Here is a 25,106-nt window from a genome sequence, read left to right as displayed (position 1 = left end):
AGATTATATGAGCACGGAAGTTCGTGTACGCTATGCACCAAGTCCTACAGGACATCTGCATATTGGAAATGCTAGAACGGCATTATTTAATTATTTGTTTGCCCGCAATCAAGGTGGGAAGTTTATTATTCGCATCGAAGACACAGATGTGAAACGCAATATTGAAGGTGGAGAAGAAAGCCAGCTTAAATATTTGAAATGGTTAGGCATGGACTGGGATGAAAGTATAGACGTGGGCGGCGAGTTTGGACCTTATCGCCAGACCGAACGCTTGGACATCTACAAAACATACTGGCAGGATTTGCTGGATCGTGGTCTGGCATACCGCTGTTATTGCACGGAAGAGGAGCTTGAACGCGAGCGTGAAGAACAGATGGAACGTGGGGAGACACCACGTTACTCAGGAAAACACCGTGATTTAACAGAAGAACAGTGCCAAGCTTTTGAAGCCGAGGGCCGTGTACCAAGTATTCGTTTTCGCGTACCAGAAGATCGTGAATATACGTTTGATGATATTGTTAAAGGTCAAATTACGTTCAATTCCAAGGAAAGCGGCGATTTTGTTATCGTCAAAAAAGACGGTATTCCGACATATAACTTCGCCGTAGCGGTTGACGACTATTTGATGAAAATATCGCATGTACTACGGGGCGAAGATCATGTATCCAATACACCGCGGCAGTTGATGATTTTTGAAGCTCTCGGCTGGGAGCCTCCACGCTTTGGTCATATGACGCTGATCGTAGGCGAGGATCACAAAAAGCTCAGCAAACGAAATGAATCCATTATTCAGTTCATGGAGCAGTACGATAAGCTGGGCTATCTGCCGGAAGCTATATTCAACTTTATTGCACTGTTGGGCTGGTCTCCGGAAGGCGAGGAAGAGATCTATGATCGGGAACAACTGATTTCGATTTTCGATCCTAATCGTTTGTCCAAAAGCCCAGCTGTATTTGATACAAACAAGCTTGCTTATTTGAATAATCATTATATTAAAAAAGCTGATCCTGAGCGGATTGCCAGCATGGCTATTCCACATTTGCAGGCAGCAGGGCTGTTGCCGAATGAATTATCGACGGAACAACAGGATTGGGCTAAAGCTCTTGTCCGCTTATACCAAGAACAAATGACTTCAGCGTCTGATATTGTAGCGTTGTCTGAGTTGTTTTTCCGTTCACATCTGGAGTTGGATGCTGATGCGGCGGCTGTTCTGGCCGAAGAGCAGGTTCCTGATGTACTTAGAGCTTTTGCAGGCAAGGTTGAAACGAGCGAGGAATTTACAGCTCCACAAATGGCCAAGCTGATCAAGGAAGTCCAAAAGGAAACTGGTTTTAAGGGGAAACAGCTGTTCATGCCGATTCGTGTGGCCCTTACAGGTCAAACTCATGGACGGGATCTGAATGAGACCATCTATTTACTTGGACGTGACAAGGTGTTGGACCGTCTTAAGGCACAAATTAAAGGCTGATATTTCTTGTCAATTTGTTGTCTTTTCGCTATAATGACTCCATTGATATGGATTGATACTTACGTGTAAAGGCTGCGAACAGGAGAAGTACACTGCATAAGGGCATCTACCAGAGAGGACGGTCGAGAGGAACCCCCAGGCTGAGAACCGTCTAGATGACCTGCGGAGGAAATGCGCCTGGGAGCCGTGCGCCCGAACCCTCGTTAGCCTACAATGCTAATGTGGCAAGGGCTTGCCGATTCGTTCCCGTTACAGGACGCCAAAGACGGACTTTTCTGCTTTTTTTGTAGCAGATATGTTCGAAGCAGAGTGGGACCACGTATATGCGTCTCTGCAGCCTAGGCTGCGGAGGCGCTTTTTCATTTTTATCAGATTCAGACTCGCTGTAGATTGAAAATTGTCGAAGCGTGCTAGTGACTACGAAAATTGGCGAAATCTGAAGTGTGATGCGGCGAGGATATGGAGGGAATAGGAGGGCGACATGTTCAGGCATTTCAAATCCGATATTCAAACTGTTTTGGATAATGATCCGGCCGCCCGGAGTAAGCTGGAAGTCATTTTTACGTATTCTGGCGTTCATGCCCTTTGGGCACACCGAATCGCACATTGGTTTTATTTGCGAAAATGGTGTACTCTAGCCCGCGTTATATCCCAGGTATCGAGGTTTATGACAGGAATTGAAATTCATCCTGGCGCTCGTATCGGAGATCGGCTGTTCATTGACCACGGCATGGGTGTTGTCATTGGCGAAACCTGTGAAATTGGCGACGATGTCGTGTTGTATCAGGGGGTTACTCTTGGAGGGACTGGAAAAGAGAAAGGGAAGCGTCACCCCACCATTGGGAATAATGTCGTTATAGGCTCCGGTGCAAAAATATTGGGTTCATTTACGATTGGGGCGCAATCCAACATTGGCTCCAACTCGGTTGTGCTAAAAGAAGTTCCGCCAAACAGTACGGTAGTGGGCATCCCAGGGCGAGTGGTCAGACAGGATGGCAGACGTCCAGATCGACTTAGTCACCAATTGCCTGATCCGGTCGTCGATTCTATACGGTCTCTTCAAATGGAAATAGAACGATTGCGAGCAGAATTGTCTGATTTGAAGGAGGAGCAATCTGCTCAGAAACATCAGGTGACCCAAGAGAATAAATTACAAGGATAATTTTCATGAGGGAGGAACATAACGATGTCGCTTCAAATTTATAATACAATGACGAGGAGCCGGGAGCCTTTTGTGCCACTGGAGCCTGGAAAGGTTAAAATGTATGTATGTGGTCCTACAGTGTATGATTACATTCATATTGGTAATGCACGGCCTGTAATTGTGTTTGATGTGGTACGCAGCTACTTGGAGTATTTGGGCTATGATGTAAACTATGTGGTGAATTTTACGGATGTCGATGATAAGTTGATCCGCAAAGCTCGGGAACTTAATATGGAGGTTCCGGCAGTTGCTGAGAAGTTTATTGCTGCCTATCATGAGGATCTGGCAGGATTGAATGTTCCTGCTGCCAGCATAAATCCTCGTGTAACTGAGAGCATGGATCTGATTATTGATTTTATCAAGGATCTGGTAGACAAAGGCTATGCCTATGAGAATGATGGTGATGTCTTCTACCGAACCAAAAAGTTTAAAGACTACGGACAGCTGTCAGGTCAAAATTTGGAGGAGCTCCAGTTTGGGATTCGCATCAATGTGGATGAACGCAAGGAGAATGCCGAGGATTTTGTACTCTGGAAAGCAGCGAAACCGGGAGAAATTTACTGGTCAAGTCCTTGGGGAGATGGACGCCCAGGCTGGCATATCGAATGCTCTGCTATGGCTCGTCACTATTTGGGGGATACGCTGGATATTCATGGAGGCGGACAGGATCTGCAATTTCCGCATCATGAATGTGAATGTGCACAATCTGAAGTGATTACGGGTAAACCATTATCTCGCTACTGGATGCATAACGGATATATTCGCATAGATAATGAAAAAATGTCGAAATCACTCGGTAACGGTATTTTGGTTAAAGATCTGCGTGCTCGTCACAAGCCCGAGGCTTTACGTTATTTTATGCTGTCGACACATTACCGCAATCCTTTGAACTACAACCAAGAGACGATGAGTCAGGCGGAGAATAGTGTCGAACGGATTGCCAATGCAGTCGCCAATGTAAAGCATCGTTTAGCCATTGCATTGAAAGGTAATGAAGAAGTATCGGCTGAGTTGCAAATGAAGCTTGACGGGATATTGCAGCAATTTGGTGAAAAAATGGATGATGATTTCAATACGCCTGATGCGATTACTGCGGTGTTCGAATGGGTCAGCGAAGCCAATCTTTTGTTGCAGCGTGATGTTGTCAATCAGGCGGAATTGCAAGCGGTGCTGCATACCTTCCATTCGATGAATACGGTGCTTCGCATTTATTCAGAACCGAGTGAAGAACTGCTGGATGGCGAAGTTGAGCAGTTAATTGCAGAACGTGTCGAAGCTCGTAAAACTAAAAACTGGGGTAGAGCTGACGAAATTCGCGATTTGTTAGCTACTAAAGGCATTGTGCTTGAAGATACGGCACAGGGGATGCGGTGGCGGCGGAAATGAGTGATAAGCCACTGAATTCAGGAGCTGTGGAAGGCGCAGGAAACTGGTTTCCGTATCCTGCGTCCAAGCCGGCTCGCTTGATGCCCCCTATTGCGTTAGCTTACATTGGTGATGCAGTGTATGAGGTGGCTGTCCGGCAATATCTGTTGGCACACCCCAACCTGCGTCCCAATCATTTACATCGACGAGCTACAAAGCTAGTCTCTGCCAAGGCACAGTGTCGTATATTGGGGTTGCTAGAAACAGTGCTGACGGATGAAGAGCGTGACATTGTCCGACAAGGGAGAAATGCCAAGTCAGGGAGCCTGCCTAAAAATGCTGATGTGCTTGAGTATCGACACGCCACAGCACTAGAAGGATTGATTGGTTATCTGTATTGTGATGGACATTTGGACAGATTGACAGAGTTGATTACGTACGGAATTGCACAAATGGAAAATACCGAAAAATCATAAATTGGGGACGGATTGGATGAATTGAATATCAACCGTTTTCCGGGAGGAAGCTAGAGATGGAAGAAGAATGGATTGCCGGTAAGCATTCGGTAACAGAGGCGCTGCGTTCAGGCAGGACGATAAATAAAATTTGGATTGCGGATAATGCACAAAAGCATTTGACATTGCCGATTACAGCTGAGGCGAAAAAAGCAGGAATCATTGTTTTGCAGGTAGACAAGCGTAAGCTCGATCAAATGGTTCCAGGCATTCAGCATCAGGGAGTGGTTGCGCAAGCAGCACCTTTTGCCTACGCTGAAGTGGAAGACTTGCTTGCTAGTGCTCGTGCTAAAGGCGAAGAGCCGTTTTTGATTTTGCTGGATGAAATTGAAGATCCTCATAACTTGGGCTCCATCCTTCGTACGGCGGATTGCACTGGAGCACACGGTATTATAGTGCCAAAAAGGCGTTCAGCAGCTGTAACTGTAACGGTGTCTAAAACATCGGCGGGTGCTGTGGAGTACGTTCCAGTGGCACGGGTGAGCAATCTGGGGCAAACCATTGACCGTCTTAAAGAAGAAGGTGTATGGGTAGTTGGCACGGATGTTACAGCAACCGATCCCGTCTTTGGGAATGGAGTATTCACCGGTCCTGTAGCGATTGTCATTGGTAACGAAAATAAAGGAATGGGCCGTTTGATCCGTGAGAAATGTGATGTACTTGTCAAGCTGCCGATGGCGGGACAAATCAATTCTCTCAATGCTTCTGTAGCTGCAGGTGTCGTCATGTACGAAGTCTTGCGCGGACGACAGGCACGGAGCTAACGATATGGCTGACACGCGGGATGTTCTGCTTGTGGACGGTTACAACATGATTGGAGCCTGGCCCGAACTTTCCGCACTGGTACAATCTGGTATGCAGGAAGCGAGGGACAGACTTCTTGAACGACTGGCGGATCATCAGGCGTATTCGGGCAGAAGAGTCATCGTCGTGTTTGATGCTTACAGGGTGCCAGGATTAGGTAAAACCTTTGCCCAAAGCAAAGTCCAGATTTATTTTACGAGAGAAAAAGAGACAGCCGACGAATGCATCGAACGATTGGTTCGGGAGCTGAGCAGCAAGAGAAGAAGCATTTACGTAGCGACAAGTGATCAGGTAGAGCAGCATGTTGCTTTTGGCCAAGGAGCACTCAGAGTATCGGCACGAGAATTACTGATCGAGATTGAGGAATCTGAAAGGGAAGTCCAGAAGCGAATTCAGCAGGATAACGCCAAATTGTCCCGCAACTCGTTGGATGCCAAGCTGAGTCCGGAGCTTCGAAAGCTGTTCGAACGATGGAGAAGAGAATGATCCAATAATTGGTGCACTCTCCATTTTGAAACCATTGACAATTTTGTTAGCGCTCTTCTTTTTTAGGTTGTTGTGGTTGACGGTATCAGGTTACATCGCGTATACTTGTCGTATATTTGAGAGAGTAACGGGTACCTTGCGTTGCAGCCGGAGGGATTGTTAGTGAGTGTGGACCTCAAAGATATCATGTTGTCAAAGTTTGATTACAAAAATGATGAAGACATTGTCGGAGCAGTCCATGAAGGTGATGGGGAAGCGCTGGAGTTTCTGATTAACAAGTACCGGAACTTTGTGCGGGCCAAGGCCAGATCCTACTTCCTGATTGGTGCTGATCGCGAGGATATTATTCAGGAGGGCATGATTGGTCTCTACAAATCCATTCGTGATTTTAAGGGAGACAAGCTTGCTTCGTTTAAGGCTTTCGCCGAGTTGTGCATTACACGACAGATTATTACGGCAATTAAGACGGCTACACGACAAAAGCACATTCCTCTGAACTCTTACGTATCTCTGGACAAGCCCATCTATGATGAAGAGTCAGACCGGACGTTGCTCGATGTGATTTGTGGAACACAAGTAAGTGACCCTGAAGAGCTGATTATCAATCAGGAAGAGTTTGTGGGTCTTGAGGACAAAATGTCCGAGATTCTGAGCGAGCTAGAACGCAAGGTACTTATGTTGTATCTGGACGGACGTTCGTATCAGGAGATTGCAGAGGATCTTGACCGCCATGTTAAATCCATTGATAACGCGCTGCAACGGGTCAAGCGTAAACTTGAAAAGTATCTGGAAGTAAGGGATAGTTGAAAGTAGAGGCTGACATGGAAAAGGCTCGAGTTTGAGTCTTTTTTTATTCGTTTTGGGTAAGCTGTGCAGGTTTATAAGTGTTGTAAATGATTTATACTAAAAAAGATGAATAATAGATATCGCTTTGATTTTGAAGCAGTATTTCAGAGAACAGCTCCAAAGGATGGGCAGATGTAAAAATGCACCACAACCGAGACTGCGAAATGTATGCAAACATTCGTTGACATGGAAAACCCCGTGTGATAAAGTGTTTTAGGTAGGCCTAAATTCGCGGTTTTTTTTAGGATCAATTATGAGACTTCCGGTGTTGGATGTCTTCGGGAGGTGCACATCATGCGGGTAATTATTACTTTGGCTTGTACAAATTGCAAACAAAGAAATTACACAACGACGAAAAACAAGCGTAATCACCCCGACCGCATGGAGATGAAGAAATTCTGTAAGTCCTGTAACGAACAGACTTCTCATCGGGAAACCAGATAGTTTTTGGAGGTGTAGTCGGCGTGAAACGCAGTTTCAAGTCTCTGTTTTCCTTTTTCTCTGAAAGCTGGGCTGAACTCAAGAAAGTTCGCTGGCCCAATCGTAAAGAACTGACCAACTATACGCTGATTGTCATAGGGACGATTGCGTTCGTCACGATTTATTTTTGGGTTCTCGATATCGGCATTTCCGCTGTGATCGAAGCGATTATCTAGGAAGGGTTCCAGGTGGCTTGATATGGAAAAAAGATGGTACGTCGTTCATACCTATTCAGGGTATGAGAACAAAGTCAAAGCCAATTTGGAAAAACGCGTTGAGTCCATGGGCATGGAAGACAAGATATTCCGTGTTCTTGTTCCTATGGAAGAAGAACTGGTAACCAAGGACGGTAAGAAAAAAACCGTTATGCGTAAAGTCTACCCTGGTTATGTCTTGGTCGAAATGGTCCAAACCGATGATTCTTGGTATGTTGTACGCAACACACCAGGTGTTACGGGATTTGTAGGGTCGACAGGCTCGGGTTCCAAACCGACGCCATTGCTTCCGGAAGAAGTTGAACAGATTCTGAAGCATATGGGCATGGTAGAGCCGAAACCGAAGATTGAATTCGATGTTAAGGAATCCGTGCGAATTAAAGTTGGTCCTTTTGCGAATTTTGTGGGCTCCGTGGAAGAAATTTTGGTTGAGAAGAGCAAGCTTAAGGTTCACGTCAACATGTTTGGACGGGAAACCCCGCTTGAGTTGGATTATACTCAAGTGGAGAAAATATAGATTTTTCTTACAGGTTTCTTGTGGGAGGATCAATAGGTCCGTCTACCACTATTGAGTCAAGGAGGTGTCATCCATGGCAAAAAAGGTAATTAAAATGGTAAAACTGCAGATTCCTGCAGGGAAAGCTAATCCAGCGCCTCCAGTAGGTCCAGCTTTGGGTCAAGCAGGTGTCAACATTATGGCATTCTGTAAAGAGTTCAATGCTCGTACTGCTGATCAAGCAGGCCTGATTATTCCGGTTGAAATTTCGGTATTTGAGGATCGTTCTTTTACGTTCATCACCAAAACTCCACCGGCTGCTGTTCTGTTGAAAGTTGCTGCTAAAATCGAAAAAGGTTCCGGTGAACCGAATAAAACGAAAGTTGCAACTGTAAATCGCGCTGCTGTTCGTCAAATTGCAGAGCAAAAAATGCCTGACCTTAACGCAGCTTCCGTAGAATCGGCAATGCGTATGGTTGAAGGTACTGCTCGCAGCATGGGTATCACCATCGTAGATTAATTTTATTAATCTACGTGTGCCGGCAGTTTGACTGTCCGGTAAGTGTGGGAGGAATATCCGCTAATACCACATAAGGAGGAAAAGATAATGGCTAAACATGGTAAGAAGTACCTGGAAGCTGCTAAGCTGATTGACAGCGAAGCAACTTATGAGCCTTTGGAAGCCGTTGAATTGGTGAAAAAGGCTGCAACTGCTAAATTCGACGAAACCGTTGAAGCTGCAGTTCGTCTGGGCGTAGATTCCCGTAAACAAGACCAGGCTGTTCGTGGTGTTGTTGTCCTGCCACATGGTACGGGTAAAACACAACGTGTTCTGGTATTTGCAAAAGGTGACAAAGTGAAAGAAGCGGAAGCGGCTGGCGCTGATTTTGTTGGCGATCAAGATATGATCAACAAAATCCAACAAGGCTGGTTCGAATTCGACGTCTGCGTTGCGACACCTGATATGATGAGTGAGGTTGGTAAACTGGGTCGTTTGCTCGGTGGTAAAGGTTTGATGCCTAACCCTAAAGCAGGCACAGTTACTTTCGATGTTGCCAAGGCTGTTCAAGAAATTAAAGCCGGTAAAATCGAATACCGTCTCGACAAAGCAGGTCAAATTCACGCACCAATCGGCAAAGCTTCTTTCAGTGCTGAACAACTGAACGAAAACCTTAAAGCCTTGATTGAAGCCTTGAACCGTGCGAAGCCAGCGGCTGCTAAAGGTGTATACCTGAAAAACATCGCTATTTCTTCGACTATGGGACCAAGTGCACGTGTGAACGCATCTGTTTACAGATAATATTTTTATTGACAGGTTCAATTGAATTTGTTATTCTGTAAAAGTTGTGAGTCATTGTGACTGACCGTTAAAGTTGAATATGCTTACCGTAGACAGTAGGTGCCTTCGGGCTTAATTTCCTACCGAGGTGTTATGATAGAACGTTTCATGTGACGGGCTTGTCCCGTCCATGTAGATTTATCAAGCCTTCGTACTCTACGGAGGCTTTTTTCATGCTCATGAAAACGACTTTGGTAGATCACCAGAATGGGTGTTTCGAACAAAGTAGATAAATTGATCAGGAGGTGTACAGTTTGGCAAATGCAAAGGTGATTCAAGCAAAACAAGAAGCTGTTGAAGTTGTAGCTGCAAAATTGCGCGAGAGCGTAACAACTGTAGTTGCAGACTATCGCGGTCTGAATGTTGCCCAAGTAACTGAGCTGCGTAAGCAGCTTCGCGAAGCCGGAATCGAATTTCAAGTGCTGAAAAACACACTGCTCCGCCGTGCAACTGCGGCAGCAGAATTGACTGAACTGGACGCAGTATTGACAGGTCCTACTGCAATCGCGTTCGGCAAAGATGATGCAGTGTCTGCAGCTAAAATCTTGAACGATTTCGCTAAGAAAAACACTGCATTGGAACTGAAAGGTGCAGTTGTAGAAGGTCGTGTGATCGGTGTTGAGGAAATCAAAGCACTGGCAGAACTGCCATCCCGCGAAGGTCTCCTTTCCATGCTCCTCAGCGTGCTTCAAGCTCCTATGCGCAACTTCGCGCTTGCAGTTAAAGCTGTTGCAGATAAAGAAGAGCAAAGTGCATAAGCTGGGATTTAAACCTGCTGTATAGCAGTTAAGAACAAAAAAATACGAATTTAAATGGAGGTTCAACCATGAGTAAAGAGCAAATCTTGGAAGCAATTAAAGGTATGTCCGTATTGGAACTGAACGATCTCGTGAAAGCAATCGAAGAAGAATTCGGCGTAACTGCAGCAGCTCCAGTAGCTGTAGCAGGTGGCGCAGCAGGTGGCGCAGCAGAAGCTGAGCAATCCGAGTTCGACGTAATCTTGACAAGCGCTGGCGCTTCCAAAATCAACGTTATCAAAGCAGTTCGCGAAATCACAGGTCTTGGCCTGAAAGAAGCAAAAGAACTGGTTGACAACGCTCCAAAACCACTGAAAGAAAAAGTTGCAAAAGAAGAAGCTGAATCCGTTAAAGCAAAATTGGAAGAAGCAGGCGCTTCTGTAGAAGTAAAATAATTGACTGCTCTCTAGCAGACAATGAATTAAAACAAACCCCTTGAGGTGATCTTCAAGGGGTTTGTTGCTGTAAAACGGTATTATAAACAGGTCTGAGATATTATTCTAAAGGCTATGATGTTAGTACGACCGTACAACCGAAAGAGGTGGGCGTGAATGGCTGATCATTATTACTCCAAACGGCCAGAGACGGCGCATGAACGACGAAGTTTAGAAACAGTGCTACGTGGACGTTCCTATCGATTTGCCAGCGATTCAGGCGTTTTTTCAAAGCAAGGAATTGATTATGGGAGTCGAGTGCTGATCGAAGCTATGCAACTTCCTACAAATGCCTCGGTATTGGATGTAGGATGTGGTTACGGACCGATTGGTTTGACGGCGGCAACGCTTGTCCCAGACGGACACGTTACAATGGTTGATATTAACGAGCGAGCCGTTCAATTAGCGATAGAGAATGCGGAGCGTAATGGGATTAAAAATGTCACCATTAAGCAAAGTGATTTGTTTGCAGAAGTGCAACACGAACGTTTTGACGTGATCTTGACGAATCCTCCTATACGTGCAGGGAAGGAAACGGTGCACACCATTTTTGAACTTGCATATGAGCATTTAAACGAGGGTGGAGCTTTGTGGGTCGTCATCCAGAAAAAACAGGGTGCTCCTTCGGCGAGCGCTAAAATAGAGAGCCTTTTCGGTTATGTGGAGGAAGTTACGAAGGATAAAGGTTATCGGATTCTGAAGGCAGAAAAAACTTTTAGAAAAATGCAATAGGACCATTGACTTGAATCCTGGTCTGTGATATCATTATAAAATGTCAGTATTAGGATGCCCTCCATGGCTTTAGTTTGTTGAAATGTCAATAGATTTATGCGTAGCAGGGTATAGTATTTATACCTATTACGTATAATATAACCATTTTGGGCAAATCTACAAGTGATGAAGATCTTCCGGCAAGAGGATTCCGCAGATACGTCGCTCTTTTTTCGAATGCATTCGAGTAAGGGCTTTTCTGTATTTGTAAGATCGAATCTTCTGTATGTGTCTTATTATAAGGTCACAAACAGAGGTTCGCAATGTATTTTTAAAGTGAGTAGACATGAGGGGTGAGTTTAAGTTGGCAGGACATCTTGTTCAATATGGTCGACGCACTCGGCGCAGTTATGCACGTATTAATGAGGTACTCGAGGTTCCCAACCTGATTGAGATCCAACAAAAATCCTATGATTGGTTTTTGGAGGAAGGATTACGGGAAATGTTTCGGGATATTTCTCCAATTCAAGATTTCACAGGAAATCTGATTCTGGAGTTTATCGATTACTCTCTCGGAGAACCCAAATATACCGTTGACGACGCAAAGGAACGCGACGTTACGTATGCAGCACCGCTTCGGGTAAAAGTCCGGCTTATTAATAAAGAAACCGGGGAAGTGAAAGAGCAGGAAGTATTCATGGGAGACTTCCCGCTGATGACTGAAACGGGTACGTTTATTATTAACGGTGCGGAACGGGTTATTGTCAGCCAGTTGGTTCGCTCTCCCAGCGTCTATTTCAGCACAAAAGTCGACAAGAATGCGAAAACAACATACACCGCAACGGTAATTCCTAACCGGGGGGCTTGGCTCGAACTGGAGATGGATGCGAAGGATATTATCTATGTCCGGATTGACCGTACCCGTAAAATTCCGGTTACGGTGTTGCTGCGTGCGCTTGGCTTTGGCACTGATGCTGAGATTCTGGATTTGCTCGGCAATGACGAATATATCCGCAACACACTTGATAAAGACAACACGGATTCCACGGAGAAAGCGCTGATCGAAATTTATGAGCGTCTTCGTCCGGGTGAGCCGCCTACATTGGATAACGCAAAGAGCTTGCTTGTTGCACGTTTCTTTGATCCAAAACGTTATGATCTGGCCAACGTAGGCCGTTACAAAATCAATAAAAAGCTTCACATCAAAAACCGTCTGTTCAACCAACGGCTTGCTGAGACCCTGATTGATACGACAACTGGTGAAATCATTGCTGAAGCAGGGCAAATGGTAGACCGCCGCCTGTTGGACGAGATTTTGGCTCAACTGGAAGAGTCGGTTGGACACCGTACGTATCATGTTGCTAGTGGTGTTTTAGAAAGCAACGATATTCCGCTTCAAACGATTGATGTATTCTCGCCAATTGAAGACGGTAAAGTGGTAAAACTGATTGCCAATGGGAATATCGATAAATCGGTTAAGAACATTACGCCTGCCGATATTATTTCCTCCATCAGTTATTTTATTAACTTGCTTCACGGAATCGGAAGTACGGACGACATTGACCATTTGGGTAACCGTCGTTTGCGTTCTGTAGGTGAGTTGCTTCAAAATCAGTTCCGGATCGGTTTGTCCCGTATGGAACGCGTGGTGCGCGAAAGAATGTCGATTCAGGATGCTAATGTAATCACGCCACAGGCGCTGATTAACATACGTCCGGTCATTGCGTCGATTAAAGAGTTCTTTGGTAGCTCCCAGCTGTCTCAGTTTATGGATCAGACAAACCCGCTTGCTGAATTAACGCACAAACGTCGTCTGTCTGCACTCGGACCCGGCGGTTTGACGCGCGAACGCGCGGGCATGGAAGTACGTGACGTCCATCCAAGTCACTACGGCCGTATGTGTCCTATTGAGACACCAGAGGGACCGAACATTGGTTTGATCAACTCTTTGTCCACTTTCGCACGTATTAATGAGTATGGATTTATCGAAGCTCCTTATCGTTGGGTAGATCCGAAAACCGGAAAAGTTACAGACCAGATTGATTACCTGACTGCTGATGAGGAAGATAACTACATCGTTGCTCAGGCAAATGCGGAACTAACAGAAGAAAACACCTTTAAGGATGAAATCGTTATTGTCCGCTATAACAAGCAGTCTGATAACATTATTCCAATGGCAAGTAGCCGTGTTGATTACATGGACGTATCGCCTAAACAGGTCGTATCGGTCGCAACTGCACTGATTCCGTTCCTGGAGAATGATGACTCGAACCGCGCACTGATGGGTTCCAACATGCAGCGGCAGGCTGTGCCACTGCTGATTCCGAAAGCGCCTTTGGTAGGAACAGGGATGGAACATAAGTCTGCAAAAGATTCTGGTGTTTGCGTTGTCTCCAAGTACAACGGGGTAATTGAACGTTCTTCGGCTAACGAAATTTGGCTGCGTCGTATTGAAACGGTAGACGGTACTGAAGTAAAAGGCGATATTGTTAAGTATAAATTACACAAATTTATGCGTTCTAACCAAGGAACATGCATTAATCAGCGTCCGATTGTGAACAGAGGCGATATTGTCAAGGTTGGCGATATTCTTGCCGATGGTCCTTCCACCGAGATGGGTGAGTTGGCACTGGGACGTAACGTTGTCGTAGCGTTCATGACTTGGGAAGGTTATAACTACGAGGATGCGATCTTGCTGAGCGAGAAGCTGGTTAAAGAGGATGTATATACCTCGATCCATATCGAGGAATACGAATCTGAAGCTCGTGATACGAAGCTTGGACCAGAAGAAATCACTCGTGATATTCCGAATGTTGGTGAAGAAGCGCTTCGTAATCTAGATGAGCGCGGCATCATTCGCATCGGTGCGGAAATTGCCGCAGGTGACATTCTTGTTGGTAAAGTAACACCTAAGGGTGTGACTGAGCTGACAGCTGAAGAACGTCTCTTGCATGCAATCTTCGGTGAGAAGGCGCGCGAGGTTCGCGATACTTCCTTGAGAGTTCCTCACGGAACTGACGGGATCGTTGTAGATGTTAAAGTATTTACACGTGAAAATGGCGATGAGCTGCCACCGGGTGTAAACCAGCTGGTACGCGTATACATTGCTCAAAAACGTAAAATTTCCGAAGGCGATAAAATGGCCGGACGTCACGGTAACAAGGGTGTCGTTGCCCGTATTCTGCCTGAAGAAGATATGCCATTCTTGCCGGATGGCACCCCAGTGCAAGTCGTACTGAACCCGCTGGGCGTACCTTCACGGATGAACATCGGACAGGTGCTTGAAGTGCATCTGGGTATGGCTGCAATGCGTCTTGGTATTCATGTGGCAACTCCAGTATTCGATGGTGCCAAGGAGTATGACGTATTTGATACGATGGAAGAAGCGGGTATGCAACGCAATGGTAAAACGGTGTTGTATGATGGACGTACAGGTGATCGTTTTGAACGTGAAGTTACTGTCGGTGTCATGCACATGATCAAACTGGCGCACATGGTAGACGATAAAATCCATGCCCGTTCTACAGGTCCTTACTCTCTCGTTACGCAACAGCCATTGGGTGGTAAAGCTCAATTCGGTGGTCAGCGCTTCGGGGAGATGGAAGTATGGGCACTGGAAGCTTACGGTGCAGCGTACACGCTTCAGGAAATTTTGACTGTGAAATCCGATGATGTGGTTGGACGTGTTAAAACTTACGAATCCATCGTCAAAGGTGAAAATGTCCCTGAACCAGGTGTTCCTGAATCATTCAAGGTCTTGATCAAAGAGCTGCAAAGCTTGGGTATGGACGTGAAGATTCTGTCTGAAGACGAACAAGAGATCGAAATGAGAGAGCTTGATGATGAAGATGACACAACTGGCGATAAGCTGAGTTTGAATCTGGAAGGCTCTGAGGTTGGCGTAGAGTAGTGTGACTGCTGACTGACTCATATCAGCTTTGTTATATGCTTTGATCCATTTTTGGATGGATCAGGCTTCTTGATACCGCCCGGTGCTGCCGGGCGGTATCAAACCTAAAAACTCAGGATTTGGTTAAGGAGGGTTGCTCCTTGTTGGACGTTAACAATTTCGAATATATGAAAATCGGGCTTGCTTCCCCCGAAAAGATTCGTTCTTGGTCCCGCGGAGAAGTCAAAAAACCGGAGACGATTAACTATCGTACGCTTAAACCGGAAAAAGAAGGACTATTTTGCGAGAAAATTTTCGGACCTACGAAAGATTGGGAATGTCACTGTGGTAAGTACAAACGTGTACGCTATAAAGGTGTTGTCTGTGACCGCTGTGGAGTAGAAGTTACTCGCGCTAAGGTTCGCCGTGAGCGTATGGGCCACATTGAGTTGGCTGCTCCTGTATCGCACATTTGGTACTTCAAAGGCATTCCGAGTCGTATGGGTCTTGCTCTTGATATGTCTCCAAGATCTTTGGAAGAGATCATTTACTTCGCATCTTATGTTGTAACCGATCCAGGAGATACGCCTTTGGAGAAAAAGCAACTCCTGTCCGAGAAAGAATACCGCAGCTACCGTGAGAAATATGGCTACGGATTCCAGGCGGGAATGGGTGCTGAAGCGGTTAAAAAGCTTCTTCAAGATTTAGATATAGACAAAGAATTGGAATTCTTGAAAGAAGAGCTACGTACGGCTCAAGGGCAACGTCGAAACCGTGCGATCAAACGCCTTGAAGTTATTGAGGCATTCCGTAACTCTGGTAACCAACCGGACTGGATGATCATGGACGTACTGCCTGTTATTCCCCCTGAGCTTCGTCCAATGGTACAGCTGGACGGTGGACGTTTTGCTACTTCTGACCTTAATGACCTGTATCGTCGGGTTATTAACCGTAATAACCGTCTGAAACGCTTGTTAGATCTGGGTGCGCCAGATATTATCGTGCAAAATGAAAAACGGATGTTGCAGGAAGCTGTTGACGCTCTGATTGATAATGGTCGTCGTGGTCGTCCTGTTACAGGTCCGGGTAATCGTCCTTTGAAATCCCTCAGCCACATGCTGAAAGGTAAACAAGGACGTTTCCGTCAAAACTTGCTCGGGAAACGTGTTGACTATTCCGGTCGTTCCGTTATCGTAGTAGGCCCGTACTTGAAGATGTACCAATGTGGTCTGCCGAAAGAAATGGCGCTGGAGCTGTTCAAGCCTTTTGTTATGAAAGAGCTTGTTAACAAAGGTTTGGCACACAACATTAAGAGCGCGAAGCGTAAAGTAGAGCGTGTGAGTGCTGAAGTGTGGGATGTACTCGAAGAAGTAATCAAGGAGCATCCGGTTCTTCTAAACCGTGCCCCTACGCTGCATAGACTAGGTATTCAAGCGTTTGAACCGATCTTGGTTGAAGGTCGTGCGATTCGTTTGCATCCGCTCGTATGTACGGCATACAATGCCGACTTTGACGGTGACCAAATGGCGGTTCACGTTCCGCTGTCTGCAGAGGCTCAAGCGGAAGCTCGTTTGCTCATGCTGGCATCCGGCAACATTTTGAATCCAAAAGACGGCAAGCCTGTTGTTACTCCTTCCCAGGATATGGTCCTCGGCTCATTCTATTTGACTATGGACAACAAGGAAGAAGAAGGAAGTAACATGATCCTTCGCAACCCGAATGAGGCTATCTCGGCTTACCAACGCGGAACAGCGGGTCTTCATGCTCGTGTAGCTATTCCGGTTAAAGCTTTGAATAAAACGAGCTTTACAGAGAAGCAGCAGGATGCGATGTTGATTACAACCGTGGGTAAAATTATCTTTAATGAGATTTTCCCAGCAAGCTTCCCGTATATCAATGACGCTACTCGTGCCAACCTGCTCTATGGTACTGCTGAAGAGTTCTTTGTTTACGAGAAAGGTGTAAATCTTACTGAAGCCATCCAGAACGCTCCGCAAGCTGGTGGAGTGGGCAAGGATTACCTTGGTAATATCATCGCCCGTTGCTTTGAAATTTACCATACGACAGAAACCGCCGTGATTTTGGATAAGATCAAACAGCTTGGCTTTACGTATTCTACTCGTGCAGGTGTGACGGTTGCTGTGGCAGACGTAGTTGTACCTCAAGAGAAACAGGATATTCTTAAGGCATCTGATGATAAAGCACAAGTCGTGACCAATCAGTACCGTCGTGGTCTGATTACGAACGAGGAACGCTATGACCGGATTATTGATATTTGGTCTAAGGCTAAAGACGATATCACAGACATTTTGATGAAATCCATGGATCGCTACAACTCTATCATGATGATGGTTGACTCTAAAGCGCGTGGTAACAAATCACAGATTACCCAGCTTGGCGGTATGCGTGGACTGATGGCGAATCCATCTGGTCGTATTATCGAGCTCCCAATCAAATCGAACTTCCGTGAAGGTCTGACAGTACTCGAGTACTTTATCTCCACTCACGGAGCGCGTAAAGGTTTGGCGGATACAGCCTTACGTACGGCTGACTCTGGTTACCTAACTCGTCGTCTCGTTGATGTGGCGCAGGATGTTATCGTGCGCGAAGATGACTGCGGAACGGATAAAGGCTTTACAGTAAGTCGCATCCAGGATGGTAAAGAAGTCATTGAGGACCTGTACGATCGTCTGGAAGGTCGCTATTGCTTCGAAACCGTACGTCATCCTGAAACGGGTGAAATCTTGGCTAGACGCAACGAACTGATTGACTCCAACAAAGCTGAAGCGATCGTTAAAGCTGGTGTGGATAAAGTTCAAATTCGTTCCGTACTAAGCTGCCGTGCTAAACATGGCGTCTGCAAAAAATGTTACGGCCGTAATCTGGCTACTGGCAAGCACGTTGAGATTGGTGAAGCGGTTGGTATTATCGCGGCTCAATCCATCGGTGAACCAGGGACACAGCTCACCATGCGTACGTTCCACACAGGTGGTGTAGCGGGCGACGATATCACCCAAGGTTTGCCTCGTATCCAGGAGCTTTTTGAAGCGCGTAATCCTAAAGGTCAGGCAACCATCAGTGAAATTGACGGTGTAGTTAAAGAGGTTCGTGAAGGGAAAGACCGTCGCGAAATCGACATTCAGGGTGAAGCTGAAACAAAAACCTATTCGGTCACTTATGGTTCACGTCTGCGCGTAAGCGAAGGCATGACTGTGGAAGCCGGGGACGAACTGACGGATGGTTCGATTGACCCTAAAGAAATGCTGCGTATTAAAGGTATTCGCGGGGTGCAGAACTATATCCTTCAGGAAGTTCAACGTGTATACCGGAATCAGGGTGTAGAAATCAACGACAAGCACGTAGAAGTTATGATTCGTCAAATGTTGCGTAAAATTCGTATCATTGATGCGGGCGACACGACACTGCTTCCAGGTTCATTTGTTGATGTGCATGAGTATGAAAATGCAAACAAGATAGCGATTCTCAGCGGCCAAGAACCAGCGGTAGCCAAACCAGTTCTTCTTGGTATCACCAAGGCGTCTTTGGAAACTGACTCCTTCTTGTCAGCAGCTTCCTTCCAGGAAACTACTCGTGTCCTGACAGATGCAGCTATCAAAGGAAAAGTCGATCAGTTGCTTGGATTGAAAGAGAATGTAATTATCGGTAAATTGATCCCTGCGGGAACAGGTATGAACCGTTACCGTAGCGTGAAATTTGCCCAGCCTGAAGAGGGGCAATCCTCATCTGAGGAGCTCGAACCCATTTCAGCTGAGTAGTAATATAAAAAAAAGTATGATAAGCCCGGAACACCGTAGATATAAGCTTTGGTAAAGGTTGTAGCAACGGTGCTCCGGTGCTTCTTATAAAAATGTAACGTATTACTTTGTTTAAATAGATTATAGTTGATAATTGTCTTGACATTGTTCATAGTCAATGCTAATATAGCAAAGGTGCGTGAGCAGCCTATATGCTATTGGGTCTTTTCGGAGGAATGAGATATGTCTAAAGAACAGGGACTGCAAGATGCTCATGTCAAAATCGGTACCAAACAAACCATTCGTATGGTAGAATTGGGCTTCGCCTCGGAAGTATATGTGGCAGAAGATGCAGATCAGCGTTTCACTTCCAACATCATTGATTTGTGCAATAAGCACGGGGTCAAAGTGACTCTCGTAGATACAATGAAAAATCTCGGAGCTGCATGCGGGATTGAAGTGGGAGCCGCGATGGCTGCTATCGTAAAACAATAGGGTAAGGAACGTTTTTGTCTAGGGAATCGTTATTCTTGGCGGCAAAGACTTTTCATTTGTTCTTTTATGAACCGCCTGGGTCTGTGGGCTTAGATAAGGTTTATAAAGTAACAGCAAAAATTGAGGAAGGGGGTGGCAACCAACATGCCAACTATTAACCAACTGGTTCGTAAAGGACGTCAAGCCAAAATCGAGAAATCGAAATCACCGGCTTTGCAAAAAGGTTTTAATGCCTTGAAACGTGAAGCTACCGACATCAGTGCCCCGCAAAAACGCGGAGTGTGCACTCGTGTAGGTACTATGACTCCGAAAAAACCGAACTCCGCACTTCGTAAATATGCCCGTGTTCGCTTGACGAACCGTGTAGAGGTGACTGCTTACATTCCAGGTATTGGACATAACCTTCAAGAACACAGCGTAGTGCTGATTCGCGGTGGTCGTGTAAAAGACCTTCCGGGTGTGCGTTACCACATCGTTCGCGGTGCTTTGGATACTGCAGGCGTAAACAACCGCATGCAAGCTCGTTCCAAATACGGCGCAAAACGCCCTAAAGCTAAAAAATCCTAATGAATATAAACCGCATATGCAGGTTTAACATGTAAGAAAGGGGGATATCCATGCCACGCAAAGGTCCAGTTACCAAAAGAGACGTGTTGCCAGATCCGGTATACAACAGCAAGTTGGTTACTCGCTTGATCAACCGCATCATGCTCGACGGAAAACGAGGCGTTGCTCAAAGCATTCTGTATAATGCGTTCAAGCTTATCCAAGAACGTACGGGTAATGACCCGATGGAAGTATTTGAAGCAGCTATCAAGAATATCATGCCAGTCCTGGAAGTTAAAGCACGCCGTGTCGGCGGTGCCAACTACCAAGTACCAATCGAGGTAAAACCAGAAAGACGTACGTCCCTGGGATTACGTTGGCTCGTGAACTACTCCCGCAACCGCGGCGAGAAAACTATGGAAGAGCGTTTGGCGGCTGAGATTATCGATGCTTCCAACAACACAGGCGCTTCCGTGAAGAAACGTGAAGACACGCACAAAATGGCTGAAGCGAACAAAGCGTTTGCTCACTATCGTTGGTAGGATTCAGCTCAAAAAAATAACTTCAATTTTGAAGGGAGACCCATTTCATGGCAAGAGAGTTCTCCTTGAAAAATACACGTAATATCGGGATCATGGCTCATATTGACGCGGGTAAAACCACAACAACAGAGCGGATCTTGTTCTACACAGGCCGTACGCACAAAATCGGTGAAGTTCACGAAGGTGCTGCGACAATGGACTGGATGGAACAAGAACAAGAGCGCGGAATCACGATTACTTCCGCTGCGACGACCGCTGCCTGGAAAGGTCACCGCGTCAATATCATTGACACCCCGGGGCACGTTGACTTCACTGTTGAAGTTGAACGTTCCCTTCGTGTATTGGACGGAGCAGTTGGTGTTTTCAGTGCGAAAGAAGGCGTTGAGCCTCAGTCTGAAACTGTATGGAGACAGGCTGATCGCTATGGCGTTCCACGGATCGCATATGTAAACAAAATGGACATTATTGGTGCCGACTTCTTGAACGTTGTAGCAGATATGCGTGATCGCCTTCAAGCGAACGCAGTTGCGATTCAACTTCCAATCGGTGCAGAAAATGACTTTTTAGGTATCATCGATATCGTTGGGCAAAAGGCTTATATGTACAAAGATGACCTTGGTCAAAATATCGAAGAAACCGAAATTCCTGCGGAATACAAAGACAAAGTCGAAGAACTCCGCAACGAATTGATTGAGAAGGTTGCCGAACTGGATGAAGATTTGACTATGAAATACCTTGAAGGCGAAGAGATCACGGTTGAAGAAATTAAAGCCGCTCTCCGCAAAGGTGTTGTAGAAGTTAAGATCTTCCCAGTTATCTGTGGATCTTCCTACCGTAACAAAGGTGTTCAGTTGATGCTGGACGCTGTTGTTGATTACCTGCCAGCTCCTATTGATGTACCAAGTATTCAAGGTCATCTGGAAGATGGAACGGAAGTTGAACGTCATTCTTCTGATGAAGAGCCTTTCTCCGCATTGGCCTTCAAAATTATGACGGACCCTTACGTTGGTAAATTGACATTCTTCCGCGTATATTCCGGTGTTCTTCAATCCGGTTCTTACGTATTGAATGCAACAAAAGGCAAACGTGAACGTATCGGACGTATTCTTCAAATGCACGCGAATAGCCGTCAAGAAATCACTGAAGTTTACTCCGGTGACATTGCGGCAGCCGTAGGTTTGAAAGATACAGGTACAGGTGATACACTGTGTGATGAGAAGAATCCTGTTATTCTCGAATCCATGAACTTCCCTGATCCGGTTATCGAAATCGCGGTTGAGCCTAAAACCAAAGCTGACCAAGACAAGATGGCAGTTGCACTCGGTAAGTTGACTGAAGAAGATCCAACTCTTCGCGCTTCTACTAACGAAGAAACTGGCCAAACTATCTTGGCAGGTATGGGTGAGCTTCACTTGGACATTATCATTGACCGTATGCGTCGTGAGTTCAAAGTGGAAACCAATGTTGGTAAACCGCAGGTAGCATACCGTGAAACATTCCGTGCTCCAGCACGTGTTGAAGGTAAGTTTGTTCGTCAATCCGGTGGTCGTGGTCAATATGGTCACGTATGGGTTGAGTTCGAACCACTCGAAGCAGGTACTGGTAGCCAGTTTGAAAGCAAGGTTGTCGGTGGCTCTGTTCCAAGAGAATACATCGGACCTGCACTTGCTGGTATTGAAGAGCAAATGAAAAACGGTGTCCTTGCAGGCTTCCCGCTTGTGGACGTTAAAGCTACAATTGTGGATGGATCATACCATGATGTCGATTCCAATGAAATGGCATTTAAAATTGCCGGTTCAATGGCGCTGAAAGCAGCGAAAGACAAATGTAAACCTGTATTGCTTGAACCGATTATGAAAGTTGAAGTAACGGTTCCAGAGGAATACATGGGTGACGTAATGGGTATGCTGAACTCCCGTCGTGGTCGGATTGAAGGTATGGATTCCCGTGGTGGTGCCCAAATTATTCGTGCAATGGTTCCATTGTCCGAAATGTTTGGATATTCCACTACACTTCGTTCCGGTACACAAGGACGCGGTGTGTTCTCCATGGAGCTTCATCACTATGAAGAAGTTCCGAAGAGCATTGCTGAAGAGATCGTTGCCAAAACCAAAGGCGGCGAGTAATACAGTGTATTAGCTGATCGGATACTCTAGGTTTTTCCAAGAGGTTTCCGACAGCCTAAAAATAAAACATGTTATTGAGGAGGAATTGTTCAAATGGCAAAGGCTAAGTTTGAACGTAACAAACCGCACGTTAATATCGGTACAATTGGTCACGTCGATCATGGTAAAACAACTTTGACTGCTGCAATCACAACTGTACTTTCCAAAACTTACGGTGGTGCTGCTGTAGCATTCGATCAAATCGATAAAGCTCCAGAAGAGCGCGAACGCGGTATCACAATCTCCACTGCACACGTGGAATACGAAACGCCTAACCGTCACTATGCACACGTTGACTGCCCAGGTCACGCCGACTATGTTAAAAACATGATCACTGGCGCTGCACAAATGGACGGAGCGATTCTGGTTGTATCCGCAGCTGACGGTCCTATGCCGCAAACTCGCGAACACATCCTCTTGTCCCGTCAAGTAGGTGTTCCATACATCGTTGTATTCCTGAACAAATGCGACATGGTTGAAGACGAAGAGTTGCTGGAATTGGTTGAAATGGAAGTTCGCGACTTGCTGAGCGAGTATGACTTCCCAGGCGACGACACTCCAATCACTCGTGGTTCCGCTCGTGAAGCACTGCAAAACCCAGATGGCGACTGGGCTAAGAAAATCGTTGAAATGTTCGAAACAATCGACACTTACATCCCAACTCCAGAACGCGACACTGACAAGCCTTTCCTTATGCCTGTCGAGGACGTATTCTCCATCACTGGTCGTGGTACAGTTGCTACAGGCCGTGTAGAGCGTGGTACTGTTAAAGTGGGCGACGAAATCGAAATCATCGGTATTCAAGAAGAATCCCGTAAATCCGTAGTAACAGGCGTAGAAATGTTCCGTAAATTGCTTGACTCCGCTCAAGCTGGTGACAACATCGGCGCACTGCTTCGCGGTGTAGATCGTGCACAAATCGAGCGTGGCCAAGTATTGGCTAAACCAGGTTCTGTTAACCCACATACAGAATTCTCTGCTCAAATCTACGTTTTGACTAAAGAAGAAGGCGGACGTCACAAACCTTTCTTCACTGGTTACCGTCCACAGTTCTACTTCCGTACAACTGACGTAACTGGTATCATTACTCTGCCAGAAGGTTCCGAAATGGTAATGCCTGGTGATAACATTACGGTTACTGTTCAACTGATCAGCCCAATCGCGATTGAAGAAGGAACTAAGTTCTCCATTCGTGAAGGTGGACGTACAGTTGGTGCAGGCGCTGTAGCAACAATCTCCAAATAATAAGGCTACGAGTCTTGAATATAGCAACATTGTACTGGAACGAGTAACATCGTATTGGAACGAAGTAAAACGAGCCCCTGCCATGGTGCGGGGGCTTTTCTCTTGAGGAAAATTGCAAGCTACGAGCACAATTGTTATCTTTGAAAATAAGATGCATTGTTTTTTTACGTTTTTGCTTGCAATAGGCAGAAGTATTCGATATAATAACTAATGTTGTTTGTGACTGTGCGATGATGTGAGAGGTTACTGACACACCCGGCCCCTTTGCCATGGGAGGGCTGTCGGAAAATTTTCACGGAGTATGTCCGATACCAAATTGGGCGATAGAAGGAGGGACTAAAATGGCAAAGCAAAAAATTCGTATTCGTTTGAAAGCTTACGATCACAGAATTCTTGATCAATCCGCTGAGAAAATTGTTGAAACAGCTAAACGTTCGGGTGCAGGTGTTTCCGGACCAATTCCGCTGCCAACTGAAAAACAAATCATTACTATTCTCCGTGCGGTACACAAGTACAAGGATTCTCGGGAACAATTCGAAATGCGCACACACAAGCGTTTGATCGACATTGTTAATCCGACTCCACAAACTGTGGATGCCTTGATGCGCTTGGACCTGCCGTCCGGTGTAGATATCGAAATTAAATTGTAATATGTAATCAGGAAAAGAAAAGAGGTGTCAACATGAAAGGTATCTTAGGAAAAAAACTCGGAATGACTCAAGTGTTTACCCCTGAAGGTAACGTACTTGCTGTTACGGTTATCGAAGCTGGTCCTTGTGTTGTTCTGCAAAAGAAAGATCTGGAAAACGATGGATACGAAGCTATCCAACTCGGATTCTCTGATAAAAAAGAAAAAAGATCCAACAAACCTGAAGCAGGGCATGCTAAAAAAGCAAATACTGCACCTAAGCGCTACGTTCGTGAACTTCGTGGCATCGACCTTGCTGCGTACGAGGTTGGCCAAGAACTGAAGGCTGATGTCTTCACAGAAGGCGAATTCGTTGACGTAACAGGTATTTCTAAAGGTAAAGGTTTTGCCGGCGTTATCAAACGTTGGGGACAAAGCCGCGGACCAATGGCACACGGCTCGCGTTACCACAGAGGTCCAGGTTCTATGGGTTCCATTCAAGCTAACCGCGTTCCTAAAGGTAAACACTTGCCAGGACACATGGGGCATGAAACGGTAACGATTCAACGCCTTGAAGTTGTTAAGATCGATACAGAACGTAATGTATTGCTCGTGAAAGGTTCCATTCCAGGACCTAAAAACAGCTTCGTTAAAGTATTAGAAACGGTGAAAAAATAATCA

The 25,106-nt window shown here is 45.8% G+C and carries 24 protein-coding genes and 1 other annotated feature; all 24 genes read left to right on the top strand.

Annotation, left to right across the window (positions count from 1 at the left end; translation table 11 throughout):
* Nucleotides 1–7 precede the first annotated feature (7 nt).
* The 24 genes from gltX to rplC all read left to right on the top strand — a co-directional run bounded on the left by gltX (nucleotide 8) and on the right by rplC (nucleotide 25,103).
* Nucleotides 8–1,468 (top strand): glutamate--tRNA ligase, encoded by a 1,461-nt coding sequence (gene gltX / locus PPM_RS23400; RefSeq protein WP_013373285.1) that lies wholly within the window; start codon nucleotides 8–10, stop codon nucleotides 1,466–1,468.
* 481 nt (nucleotides 1,469–1,949) lie between these two features.
* Nucleotides 1,950–2,630, top strand: coding sequence for a serine O-acetyltransferase (gene cysE / locus PPM_RS23395; protein ID WP_013373284.1), 681 nt, complete (start codon nucleotides 1,950–1,952; stop codon nucleotides 2,628–2,630).
* A gap of 24 nt (nucleotides 2,631–2,654) precedes the next feature.
* Nucleotides 2,655–4,058, top strand: coding sequence for a cysteine--tRNA ligase (gene cysS / locus PPM_RS23390; RefSeq protein WP_013373283.1), 1,404 nt, complete (start codon nucleotides 2,655–2,657; stop codon nucleotides 4,056–4,058).
* Nucleotides 4,055–4,513, top strand: a complete 459-nt coding sequence (locus PPM_RS23385; protein ID WP_013373282.1) for a Mini-ribonuclease 3 — start codon at nucleotides 4,055–4,057, stop codon at nucleotides 4,511–4,513. Before cysS ends, PPM_RS23385 begins: the two co-directional genes overlap by 4 nt.
* A gap of 56 nt (nucleotides 4,514–4,569) precedes the next feature.
* Nucleotides 4,570–5,316, top strand: coding sequence for a 23S rRNA (guanosine(2251)-2'-O)-methyltransferase RlmB (rlmB, locus tag PPM_RS23380; protein ID WP_013373281.1), 747 nt, complete (start codon nucleotides 4,570–4,572; stop codon nucleotides 5,314–5,316).
* Nucleotides 5,317–5,320: 4 nt separating this feature from the next.
* Nucleotides 5,321–5,842, top strand: a complete 522-nt coding sequence (locus PPM_RS23375; protein ID WP_013373280.1) for an NYN domain-containing protein — start codon at nucleotides 5,321–5,323, stop codon at nucleotides 5,840–5,842.
* Between the two features lie 162 nt (nucleotides 5,843–6,004).
* Nucleotides 6,005–6,649: an RNA polymerase sporulation sigma factor SigH gene (gene sigH / locus PPM_RS23370; protein WP_016324748.1), complete on the top strand. Its 645-nt coding sequence runs from the start codon at nucleotides 6,005–6,007 to the stop codon at nucleotides 6,647–6,649.
* Nucleotides 6,650–6,982: 333 nt separating this feature from the next.
* A complete protein-coding gene (gene rpmG / locus PPM_RS28840) occupies nucleotides 6,983–7,132 on the top strand; it encodes a 50S ribosomal protein L33 (RefSeq protein ID WP_013373278.1) in 150 nt (49 codons plus the stop codon).
* A 20-nt stretch (nucleotides 7,133–7,152) separates the two neighbouring features.
* Nucleotides 7,153–7,344, top strand: a complete 192-nt coding sequence (secE, locus tag PPM_RS23365) for a preprotein translocase subunit SecE (protein ID WP_013312170.1) — start codon at nucleotides 7,153–7,155, stop codon at nucleotides 7,342–7,344.
* A 22-nt stretch (nucleotides 7,345–7,366) separates the two neighbouring features.
* Nucleotides 7,367–7,900 carry a transcription termination/antitermination protein NusG gene (nusG, locus tag PPM_RS23360; RefSeq protein WP_007432596.1) on the top strand — a complete coding sequence of 178 codons (534 nt, stop codon included), beginning with the start codon at nucleotides 7,367–7,369 and terminating at the stop codon, nucleotides 7,898–7,900.
* Between the two features lie 73 nt (nucleotides 7,901–7,973).
* Nucleotides 7,974–8,399 (top strand): 50S ribosomal protein L11, encoded by a 426-nt coding sequence (gene rplK / locus PPM_RS23355; protein WP_007432595.1) that lies wholly within the window; start codon nucleotides 7,974–7,976, stop codon nucleotides 8,397–8,399.
* Between the two features lie 87 nt (nucleotides 8,400–8,486).
* Entirely contained in the window at nucleotides 8,487–9,179 is a 693-nt protein-coding gene (gene rplA / locus PPM_RS23350) for a 50S ribosomal protein L1 (RefSeq protein WP_007432594.1), read from the top strand.
* A 68-nt stretch (nucleotides 9,180–9,247) separates the two neighbouring features.
* Nucleotides 9,248–9,399 (top strand) — a sequence feature (ribosomal protein L10 leader region).
* A 73-nt stretch (nucleotides 9,400–9,472) separates the two neighbouring features.
* On the top strand, nucleotides 9,473–9,976 hold the full coding sequence (gene rplJ, locus PPM_RS23345) for a 50S ribosomal protein L10 (protein WP_013373276.1): 504 nt from the start codon (nucleotides 9,473–9,475) through the stop codon (nucleotides 9,974–9,976).
* A gap of 68 nt (nucleotides 9,977–10,044) precedes the next feature.
* A complete protein-coding gene (gene rplL / locus PPM_RS23340; protein ID WP_013373275.1) occupies nucleotides 10,045–10,410 on the top strand; it encodes a 50S ribosomal protein L7/L12 in 366 nt (121 codons plus the stop codon).
* 156 nt (nucleotides 10,411–10,566) lie between these two features.
* Nucleotides 10,567–11,181, top strand: a complete 615-nt coding sequence (locus tag PPM_RS23335; RefSeq protein WP_013373274.1) for a class I SAM-dependent methyltransferase — start codon at nucleotides 10,567–10,569, stop codon at nucleotides 11,179–11,181.
* 343 nt (nucleotides 11,182–11,524) lie between these two features.
* Entirely contained in the window at nucleotides 11,525–15,070 is a 3,546-nt protein-coding gene (rpoB, locus tag PPM_RS23330; RefSeq protein ID WP_013373273.1) for a DNA-directed RNA polymerase subunit beta, read from the top strand.
* 140 nt (nucleotides 15,071–15,210) lie between these two features.
* On the top strand, nucleotides 15,211–18,825 hold the full coding sequence (rpoC, locus tag PPM_RS23325) for a DNA-directed RNA polymerase subunit beta' (protein WP_013373272.1): 3,615 nt from the start codon (nucleotides 15,211–15,213) through the stop codon (nucleotides 18,823–18,825).
* Nucleotides 18,826–19,047: 222 nt separating this feature from the next.
* Complete coding sequence (locus PPM_RS23320; protein ID WP_013373271.1) at nucleotides 19,048–19,299, top strand: ribosomal L7Ae/L30e/S12e/Gadd45 family protein; 252 nt, start codon at nucleotides 19,048–19,050, stop codon at nucleotides 19,297–19,299.
* A gap of 144 nt (nucleotides 19,300–19,443) precedes the next feature.
* A complete protein-coding gene (gene rpsL / locus PPM_RS23315; RefSeq protein WP_007432587.1) occupies nucleotides 19,444–19,866 on the top strand; it encodes a 30S ribosomal protein S12 in 423 nt (140 codons plus the stop codon).
* A gap of 50 nt (nucleotides 19,867–19,916) precedes the next feature.
* A complete protein-coding gene (gene rpsG / locus PPM_RS23310; protein WP_007432586.1) occupies nucleotides 19,917–20,387 on the top strand; it encodes a 30S ribosomal protein S7 in 471 nt (156 codons plus the stop codon).
* Nucleotides 20,388–20,434: 47 nt separating this feature from the next.
* On the top strand, nucleotides 20,435–22,513 hold the full coding sequence (fusA, locus tag PPM_RS23305) for an elongation factor G (RefSeq protein ID WP_016324746.1): 2,079 nt from the start codon (nucleotides 20,435–20,437) through the stop codon (nucleotides 22,511–22,513).
* Between the two features lie 93 nt (nucleotides 22,514–22,606).
* Nucleotides 22,607–23,797, top strand: coding sequence for an elongation factor Tu (gene tuf / locus PPM_RS23300; protein WP_013373267.1), 1,191 nt, complete (start codon nucleotides 22,607–22,609; stop codon nucleotides 23,795–23,797).
* A 341-nt stretch (nucleotides 23,798–24,138) separates the two neighbouring features.
* The gene (rpsJ, locus tag PPM_RS23295; protein WP_005544556.1) at nucleotides 24,139–24,447 is read left to right on the top strand and encodes a 30S ribosomal protein S10; all 309 of its coding nucleotides are present in this window, start codon (nucleotides 24,139–24,141) and stop codon (nucleotides 24,445–24,447) included.
* 32 nt (nucleotides 24,448–24,479) lie between these two features.
* Nucleotides 24,480–25,103 (top strand): 50S ribosomal protein L3, encoded by a 624-nt coding sequence (gene rplC / locus PPM_RS23290; RefSeq protein ID WP_013312161.1) that lies wholly within the window; start codon nucleotides 24,480–24,482, stop codon nucleotides 25,101–25,103.
* The last annotated feature ends 3 nt before the right edge of the window (nucleotides 25,104–25,106 follow it).

This window comes from Paenibacillus polymyxa M1 (assembly GCF_000237325.1).
Taxonomy (GTDB): domain Bacteria; phylum Bacillota; class Bacilli; order Paenibacillales; family Paenibacillaceae; genus Paenibacillus; species Paenibacillus polymyxa_C.
The sequence above is the reverse complement of the archived record's forward strand: the minus strand, read 5'-3'. Positions and strand labels throughout refer to the sequence as shown.